This window comes from Rhodoferax sp. (assembly GCF_010365055.1).
Taxonomy (GTDB): Bacteria; Pseudomonadota; Gammaproteobacteria; order Burkholderiales; family Burkholderiaceae_C; genus Rhodoferax.
In genome coordinates, this window is the sequence record NZ_JAAFHA010000130.1 from 1 (window position 1) to 8,393 (window position 8,393).

Annotated in this window: 8 protein-coding genes; 7 read left to right on the forward strand and 1 reads right to left on the reverse strand. The window is 60.1% G+C overall.

Annotated features, from left to right (window positions below; all coding sequences use genetic code 11):
• The first annotated feature begins 88 nt into the window (after positions 1 to 88).
• The 7 genes from GZ093_RS18960 (at position 89) to GZ093_RS18990 (ending at position 7,532) form a co-directional block, all read left to right on the forward strand.
• Entirely contained in the window at positions 89 to 418 is a 330-nt protein-coding gene (locus GZ093_RS18960) for an STAS domain-containing protein (RefSeq protein WP_296489101.1), read from the forward strand.
• A gap of 17 nt (positions 419 to 435) precedes the next feature.
• Positions 436 to 2,595, forward strand: a complete 2,160-nt coding sequence (locus GZ093_RS18965) for a chemotaxis protein CheA (RefSeq protein ID WP_296489103.1) — start codon at positions 436 to 438, stop codon at positions 2,593 to 2,595.
• Between the two features lie 38 nt (positions 2,596 to 2,633).
• The gene (locus GZ093_RS18970) at positions 2,634 to 4,289 is read left to right on the forward strand and encodes a methyl-accepting chemotaxis protein (RefSeq protein WP_296489104.1); all 1,656 of its coding nucleotides are present in this window, start codon (positions 2,634 to 2,636) and stop codon (positions 4,287 to 4,289) included.
• Between the two features lie 71 nt (positions 4,290 to 4,360).
• Complete coding sequence (locus GZ093_RS18975; RefSeq protein ID WP_296489106.1) at positions 4,361 to 4,906, forward strand: chemotaxis protein CheW; 546 nt, start codon at positions 4,361 to 4,363, stop codon at positions 4,904 to 4,906.
• Between the two features lie 235 nt (positions 4,907 to 5,141).
• A complete protein-coding gene (locus tag GZ093_RS18980; RefSeq protein ID WP_296489107.1) occupies positions 5,142 to 5,945 on the forward strand; it encodes a protein-glutamate O-methyltransferase CheR in 804 nt (267 codons plus the stop codon).
• 1 nt (position 5,946) lies between these two features.
• Positions 5,947 to 6,468, forward strand: a complete 522-nt coding sequence (locus GZ093_RS18985) for a chemotaxis protein CheD (RefSeq protein ID WP_296489109.1) — start codon at positions 5,947 to 5,949, stop codon at positions 6,466 to 6,468.
• A complete protein-coding gene (locus GZ093_RS18990) occupies positions 6,465 to 7,532 on the forward strand; it encodes a chemotaxis response regulator protein-glutamate methylesterase (RefSeq protein WP_296489110.1) in 1,068 nt (355 codons plus the stop codon). The genes GZ093_RS18985 and GZ093_RS18990 overlap by 4 nt, the downstream gene beginning before the upstream one ends.
• A 248-nt stretch (positions 7,533 to 7,780) precedes the next feature.
• Here the strand turns inward: GZ093_RS18990 and GZ093_RS18995 are convergent, their stop codons facing one another.
• The gene (locus GZ093_RS18995) at positions 7,781 to 8,092 is read right to left on the reverse strand and encodes a hypothetical protein (RefSeq protein WP_296489112.1); all 312 of its coding nucleotides are present in this window, start codon (positions 8,090 to 8,092) and stop codon (positions 7,781 to 7,783) included.
• Positions 8,093 to 8,393 lie beyond the last annotated feature (301 nt).

Sequence of the window (8,393 nt, forward strand, 5' to 3'; positions counted from 1 at the left end):
AAGCCCGAGCAGTTGCTGGGCGCGGTGCAAAAGCTGTGCCTGCCTTGAGGCACCAAAACTAAGCCAACAAGAACCAAGGGATAAGCCCATGACCTCTGACCCCCAACCCACCCGCGACCCCTCGGTGCTGCGCATTGACGGCGAGCTGACCATTTTTCGGGCCGCAGAACTCAAGCCCGAGCTGCTCAGTGAGCCCATGCCCCGCACGATTGATCTCAGTGGCGTCACCGAGCTTGACAGCGCGGGCGTGCAACTGCTGATGCTGGCCAAAAAGACCGCCCTGGCGCAACAGCGCGAGCTCGCGCTGGTAAGCCACAGCCCGGCCGTGCTGGAAGTGTTTGAGCTGCTCAACCTGGCGGCGTTTTTCAACGACCCGCTGGTGATGGCACCGCGCGCCACCCGCGCCGCCAACGCTTGACGCAAGGAGCCAATGCCATGAATCTTGATGACGCCCTACAGACCCTGGTGATCGAGAGCCGCGAGCTGCTCGAAGGCATGGAAGACGCGCTGCTTGCGATCGAGCAGGCGCAGGAAAAAGACGAGCTGATCAACGCCATCTTTCGCACGGCACACACCATCAAAGGCTCGTCCGGCCTGTTCGGGCTGGACCACATCGTGGCCTTTACCCATGTGGTGGAGAGCGTGCTTGACCATGTGCGCGCAGGCAAGCTCAGCATTGCCGACCAACTGATCGTGCTGCTGCTCTTATGCCGCGACCACATTGCCGCACTGATTGAAGCGGTGGCGGCAGGCCAGACCGAGCCAGACGCCGAACTGCAACAGCAGGGCGAGCCGATTTTGCTGCAGCTGCGCGCCTACCTGGCGCCACCGACTGCCACCAGCACGCAAGTGACCACCGGCCTGATGCCCGGCATTGACCCGATCGCGCGCATTGCGGGCGACAACGGCGTGGACCACTGGCATATCTCGGTGCGCTTTGGACCGGACGTGCTGCGCAACGGCATGGACCCGCTCTCGTTCCTGCGCTATCTGCAAACGCTTGGCAAGATCATCGGCATCGCCACCCTGGCCGACGCCATTCCCAAGGCAGAGCTGATGGACCCCGAGACCTGCTACCTCGGCTTTGAAATTGCACTGCAAAGTGATGCCGACAAGAAGACGATCGAGAATGTGTTTGAGTTTGTGCGCGACGACTGCCGCTTGCGCATTCTCCCGCCGCACAGTCTGGTCGCTGACTACATCGAACTCATCAACAGCCACCCGAACACGGGCGCGCGCGTGGGCGAGATGCTGCTGAGCTGCGGCAGCCTCACCGCGCAAGAGCTTGACACAGCGCTTGACACCCAGGCCGACTCGCCCGCCAAGCCCATTGGCACCATCCTGGTCGAACAAGGCTCGGTGCGCCCGGAGGTGGTGGACGCAGCCCTGAACAAGCAAAAGCAAAACCGGGAAGTGGGCGCTGCCGAGAGCCGCTCGATCCGGGTGGATGCCGAAAAGCTCGACCAGCTCATCAACCTGGTGGGCGAGCTGATCATCGTGGGCGCTGGCGTGAACCTGATTGCGGCGCGCGCCAAGATCGCCGAACTGCAAGAGGCCACGTCCAGGCTGTCGGACCTGGTTGAAGAAGTGCGCGACAGCGCGCTGCAACTGCGCATGGTCAAGATAGGCGCCACCTTCAACCGCTTTCAGCGCGTGGTGCATGACGTCTCGCGTGATCTGGGCAAGGATGTGGCGTTGGTGATCCGGGGTGAAGACACCGAGCTCGACAAAACCGTGGTCGAGAAGATCGGCGACCCCTTGATGCACCTGGTGCGCAACTCGATGGACCACGGCATTGAAGCAGCCGAGTTGCGGGCTCAAAGGGGCAAGCCCGCGCAAGGCACGCTCACGCTCAACGCCTGCCACGACTCGGGCTCCATCGTCATCAGCGTGCAGGACGACGGCGGCGGTTTGAAGCGCGAGCGCATCCTGGCCAAGGCAATTGAGCGCGGCCTGATCGAAGCGGGACAGAACCTGAGCGATGCCGAGGTCTACGCGCTGATCTTTGAGCCCGGCTTTTCCACCGCGGAGAAGGTTTCCAACCTCTCAGGGCGCGGCGTCGGCCTGGATGTGGTCAAGCGCAACATCACGGCGCTGCGCGGCACTGTCAGCATCGACAGCCAGGAGGGCGTTGGCACCACGGTCACGGTGCGCCTGCCTTTGACGCTGGCCATCATCGACGGTTTTCTGGTGGAAGTTGGCAAGTCGGTTTTTGCCATTCCGCTGGACATGATTGAAGAATGCGTGGCCTACAGCGCCGAGCCGGGCCACGACTACACCAACCTGCGCGGCCAAGTGCTGCCTTTCATCCGCCTGCGCGAGCTGTTCACGGTGAGCGAGCCCATCACCCGGCGCGAAAACATTGTGGTGCTCAAACACGCCGGACAAAAGGCCGGTCTTGTGGTGGACACGCTCCTGGGCGAGTTCCAGACCGTGATCAAGCCGCTGGCCAAGATGTTCAACCAGGTCAAGTGCGTGAGTGGCTCCACCATTTTGGGCACTGGCGACGTGGCGCTGATTCTGGATGTGCCGGCGCTGGTGCTGCAGGCCAGTCAGGGCCGGTCCGTGCCCAAAGCGGCTGTTCTTGCCGAATAGAAACCTTTTTTTTAGTCGTTAACCTTAGGAAATACGCCATGTTCTCAAATATCAAGATCGGAGTCCGGCTGATCGTCGGATTCATACTGGTCGCCGCAATCAGCGTCGTGGTTGGCCTCATCGGCATGAGTAACGCCGGAAAGATCAATGACATGGCCGACGCCATGTATGCGCAGGAATTATTGGGACTGTCCTATATCAAGGAAGCCAATATCGATCTCCTGTTCAATGGCCGTGCCCGCGGCAACTATTTACTCGCCACGACTCAGGATGAAAGACAAAAATACCAGGCCGCAATAGACGCGAGTCTCAGCAGAATGAAGCTCAATCTCGACAAGGCAAAGCCTTTGTTTGTTTCAGAAAAGGCAAAGGATATTTTTGTCAATTTTTCCAAGATATCGGTTGACTGGGAAAAGGATATGCAGCAGGCGCAGCAGCTGGCGGCAAATGAAAAGCTGCAAGAGCGCAGCGAAGAGCTGAGTACAAAACTCAATGAGATACGTCAAGAAGGTGACAAGCTTGACGAGATGATGACCGAGCTGTCCAAAATCAAGGAACAGCGAGCCAAGGACCAATCCGATGAAACCACGGTACTCTATACGCAGAGTCGAACGCTGATGCTCGGCTTCATGGTGGGTGGCGTCTTGCTTGGTATTCTGCTGGGGTACTTCATCAGCCGCGGTGTCACGGTGCCATTGATCAAGGCCAGGGATGCGGCCAGCCGCCTGGCTGAAGGTGATCTGACCATCAAAATCGAAAACACTGCCAAAGACGAGACCGGCCAACTGTTGCAGGCCATGCAAGCCATGATCGCCAAACTGTCGCAAGTGGTCGGCGACGTCAACGGCGGCGCACAAGCCCTGGCCAGTGCTTCTGAAGAGGTTAGCGCCACCGCACAGTCGTTGAGTCAGGCGGCCACCGAACAGGCCGCCGGTGTTGAAGAAACCAGCGCGTCGATTGAGCAGATGACCGCCAGCATTGCGCAAAACACCGAGAATGCCAAAGTCACCGACGGCATGGCCAGCCAGGCCGCCACGCAGGCGGTTGAAGGCGGCGAGTCCGTGGCAGCCACGGTCGCGGCCATGAAGCAGATCGCCAAGAAGATCGGCATCATTGACGACATTGCCTACCAGACCAACCTGCTCGCCTTGAACGCGGCCATTGAAGCGGCGCGCGCCGGTGAACATGGCAAGGGTTTTGCGGTCGTCGCTGCCGAAGTGCGCAAGCTCGCTGAGCGCAGCCAGATTGCCGCGCAAGAGATTGGCGAGGTTGCAACCAACAGCGTGGAGTTGGCCGAAAAAGCCGGCAAGCTGCTCGACGAGATCGTGCCGCGCATCAAGAAAACCTCGGACCTGGTGCAGGAGATCAGCGCTGCCTCGGAAGAACAGTCCAGCGGTGCCGGACAGATCAACTCGGCCATCAGCCAACTCAACCAAACCACGCAACAAAACGCGTCCAGCTCCGAAGAACTGGCCGCCACCTCGGAAGAGATGAGCAGCCAGGCCGAGCAGTTGCAGCAAACCATGTCGTTCTTCAAGGTGGAGAGTTCGAACGCCGTGGTGCGGCGTGCCGTGCCACACAAGCCGGTGTTCAATGCCAAGCCTGCCGCCATGAAGATGGGAGCAATGCCTAGAGTGGCGTTGGCCGGTGCTGGCGACATTGAGGTCGACGAGAGCAAGTTCTCGAAATTCTGAGGCATTGCGGGACAGACCGCAGTTACACGCAGTGAACCGGCTCTGTCCTCAACCATTTAAGGAGAACGACCATGAATCAAATCGTACCGGCGCTCAAACGCCAATCTGGCGTGGTGGCGCCGCAGGCTCAATTGGAAGAGCAGCAGCAATACCTGACCTTCATGCTCGGGGGCGAAACCTTCGCCATCGGCATTCTGGGCATCAAGGAAATCATCGAATACAACGGCCTGACCGAGGTGCCGATGATGCCGGCCTGCATCCGCGGCGTCATCAACCTGCGCGGCGCCGTGGTGCCGGTGCTGGACCTGGCGGCGCGCTTCGGCAAACCCGCCAGTGCCGTGACCAAAAAAACCTGCATCGTGATCGTCGAAGTTGAGTCGGGCGAAGAGCGCCACGACATGGGCGTGGTGGTGGACGCCGTCAACGCCGTGCTGGAAATTCCGCGCAGCGAGATCGAGCCGCCCCCGAGCTTTGGCGCCAAGATTCGCAGCGACTTCATCGAAGGCATGGGCAAGGTCGCGGGCAAGTTCGTGATTCTGCTCAACGTGCACCAGGTGCTGTCCACCGACGAACTCGGTGCGCTCGGACAGGTGGCAGCGCAGGCAGAGATAGCGTGAAAAACCAGCTTAGTGGCGAGGGCGCTGCTCCCTCACGGACGAATGTTCAGCTTTGTAGGTCGAGCCATCGTCAGCGCAAGCTGCCGAACTAGAAGAAATGATAGCTGCTCGCGCTTATTCCACGGGGGCTAGACGGCCAAAACGTATAAATGTATACGCAAGACCTGCCTTGCAGCGCTAGCCCCTGCGCGTGGCTATCAAAAAGAGCTATCGACACCGAATCCCAACAGCCACCATGCACGCCCTCAACGACACCGAATTCACCCACTTCCAGCGCTTTATTTTTGATGCGGCGGGCATCACGCTGTCTGGCGCCAAAAAGGCGCTGGTGGCTGGCCGCTTGTCCAAGCGGCTGGCGCACCACCATCTGGAGAGTTTTGGCGATTACTTCCGGTTGCTGAGCGCGCCGCAACACGGCGCCGAAGTGCAGATCGCGGTCGACCTGCTGACCACCAACGAGACCTATTTCTTCCGCGAGAGCAAGCACTTTGATTTTCTGCGCCAGCAGGCACTGGCAGCGCGCAACCGCACGCAGATGTTTCGCGTCTGGAGCGCGGCCAGTTCCAGCGGCGAGGAGGCCTACAGCATCGCCATGGTGCTGGCCGACTGCCTGGAGACAACGCCCTGGGAGGTGATGGGTAGCGACATCAGCACCCGGGTGCTGGCCGGGGCGCAGCGTGCGCACTACAGCCTGGAGCGGGCGCGCCATATTCCGCAAAATTACCTGCAGCGCTTTTGCCTCAAGGGCCGCGACGAGCATGAAGGCAGCCTGTTGGTGAACCGCCAGTTGCGCAGCCGGGTGCATTTTCGCCAGGTCAACCTGAACGCGGCGCTGCCCGAACTGGGACCGTTTGACATCATTTTTTTGCGCAATGTCATGATCTATTTCAATGAAGAAACCAAGCGCCAGGTGGTGACGCGCGTGCTTTCCCAGATCAAGCCGGGCGGTTACTTTTGCATCGGCCACTCCGAGAGCCTGAACGACATCAGCCAGGCGGTGAAAGCAGTCGCGCCGTCGATTTACCAGAAGCCCGCGTGACATGCCCAAGCTGCGCAATTTGATCGATATCTTTCTGCAGCCCGGCGAGTATTTTGTCGCGGACGCGGACTACCAGTTACGCACCATGCTGGGCTCGTGCGTGTCGATCACGCTGTGGCATCCGGCCACGCGCCTGGGTGCCATGTCCCATTTTTTGCTGCCCACACGCGGCGCGTCCAAGCCCAGACAGGCGCTCGACGCGCGCTACGGCGACGAAGCTTTAGTGCTGATGCTGCAGGACTTGCAGCGCCTGGGCGTACCCTCGGCGCATTGTCAGGCCAAGATATTTGGCGGGGGCAATATGTTTCCCGGCAAACTGCGTGCTGGCGCCCTGAACGTGGGCCAGCGCAACGGCGAGGCGGCCCTGGCACTGCTGCAGGAGCACGGCATTGACGTGGTGTCCGAGAGCCTGTTTGGCATGGGCCACCGGCAAATTATTTTTGACCTCAGCAATGGCGACGTTTGGTCGCACCAGGTCAGGCCCATCGGGCAGGACACGGGTGACAAAGGAGATTTGCTGTGAGCCGTATCAAAGTGATGGTGGTGGACGACTCGGCCGTGGTGCGCCAAGTGGTCACCGCCCTGCTGGCCGAAGACCCCGATATTGAAGTGATCGCAGCGGTGGCCGACCCCATTTTGGCGATGGCGCGCATGAAGGTGCAGTGGCCAGACGTGTTTGTGCTTGATATCGAGATGCCGCGCATGGATGGCATCACTTTCCTGAAAAAAATCATGGCCGAACGGCCCACGCCGGTGGTGATCTGCTCGACCCTGACGGAGAAAGGCGCGCAGACCTCACTGGCGGCGCTCTCGGCCGGTGCGGTGGCAATCATCACCAAGCCCAAGATCGGCCTGAAGCAGTTTTTGGTGGATGCCTCGGATGATCTGGTCACGGCCGTGAAAGCCGCCGCGCGCGCCAACGTGAAACGGCTGCAGGTGGTTGAAAAGCTCACGGCGGACGCTGTTTTGCCGGCCAGCGACCACCACAGCGCCATGCTCCAGACGACCGAGCGCGTGGTGGCACTGGGCACCTCCACCGGCGGCACGCAGGCGCTGGAAGTGGTGCTGACCGCCCTGCCCCGCGTGACGCCGGGCATTGTGATCGTGCAGCACATGCCCGAGAAATTTACCGCCGAGTTTGCCAACCGGCTCAACGGCCTGTGCCAGATCACGGTGAAGGAAGCACAAAACAACGACCGCGTGGTGCCCGGCTGCGCCTTGATTGCACCCGGTGGCAAGCACATGCTGCTCAGGCGCACGGGCGCGCAGTATTTTGTGGAGGTGTTGGATGGCCCCCTGGTGAACCGGCACCGCCCCTGCGTGGACGTGCTGTTTCGGTCGGTGGCCAAATGCGCTGGCGCCAACGCGCTGGGAGTCATCATGACCGGCATGGGCGACGACGGTGCCGCCGGTTTGGCCGAGATGCGCAAGGCCGGTGCGCGCACGCTGGCGCAAGATGAAGAGAGCTGCGTGGTCTACGGCATGCCCAAGGAGGCGGTGAAACGCGGCGGCGTGGAACGCTTGGTGCCCTTAAATACCATCGCGCGCGAAATCATGCAGCAGCTCTCCGGGCCGATGGTGCGCTGACGCGCTGTGCTACCTGGGTGAGCGCCGCAATTCCCAATTGCGGTCAGGCAGCGGCTGTATATCTGCCAGAAATCGTGCGCCGTGAAGCGGACTCGGTCGGCCACCAGCACCTCAAAGACCTTTCCAATGCCTGGGAAAATCCATAGTGCTGACGCTGGCAGCGTGCAAATGGTTGACAGGAGTGCAGCGATGGTTGTCGTTGAATTCTTCACCACTGTCAGGTTTCTGGCACTTGAACGATTCGTTGTTTAACTTGCCATTCGGCTGCCTTCACCGGTCACGTCCTCCAGCGCCAGGGAAGCGTCAGGGAAAGAACGCACCGAACGACGTTGCTTCAATGCCTCTTCAACCGACACGCCACCCTTCAGGCGTGCCGGGGCAAGCGGGACCTTGTCACCGACGTTCTGCCCGATCGAGAAGTTCGCGAGGCCCGCTGACAGTGCAAGAAAGACGACGCCGGCCCGCATGTGCAATCCGACGCCAGGCCGCCAATATGTCTTGGATTTCTTCAACACATTTTTTAATAAAATTACCAGATAGCCCTCGTGGAATAAGCGCATACCGCTCCTTAATAAATAGCAATCTAAGTTACCAGAACATGGCCAAGGCACTTAATGGCCAACGGGGTTCCATTGGCCGAGTTCTGAACGCAACTGCTAAAATGCTGCAATGCACAAACGCTGCTCCATTGTCTTCAGTACCCCGGTGACCTACCGCGGGAGCGAGCTGCCGCGCGGCTACTTTTGCTCCGTGACACCGCCTTAAGTCGAATGGCACTTACTTTGGCTTCCAGTCGTGGCCATGTTTCTTGATTTTCCGACGAGCGATGGCACGCGGAACCTTTAACCACGGGTAAGGTTT

Excerpts from the sequence above, each read along its gene's own strand:
- GZ093_RS18960 (WP_296489101.1), top strand. The coding sequence starts at position 89 with ATGACCTCTGACCCCCAACCCACCCGCGACCCCTCGGTGCTGCGCATT.
- GZ093_RS18980 (WP_296489107.1), top strand. The coding sequence starts at position 5,142 with ATGCACGCCCTCAACGACACCGAATTCACCCACTTCCAGCGCTTTATT.
- GZ093_RS18965 (WP_296489103.1), top strand. The coding sequence starts at position 436 with ATGAATCTTGATGACGCCCTACAGACCCTGGTGATCGAGAGCCGCGAG.
- GZ093_RS18985 (WP_296489109.1), top strand. The coding sequence starts at position 5,947 with ATGCCCAAGCTGCGCAATTTGATCGATATCTTTCTGCAGCCCGGCGAG.
- GZ093_RS18975 (WP_296489106.1), top strand. The coding sequence starts at position 4,361 with ATGAATCAAATCGTACCGGCGCTCAAACGCCAATCTGGCGTGGTGGCG.
- GZ093_RS18995 (WP_296489112.1), bottom strand. The coding sequence starts at position 8,092 with ATGCGCTTATTCCACGAGGGCTATCTGGTAATTTTATTAAAAAATGTG.
- GZ093_RS18970 (WP_296489104.1), top strand. The coding sequence starts at position 2,634 with ATGTTCTCAAATATCAAGATCGGAGTCCGGCTGATCGTCGGATTCATA.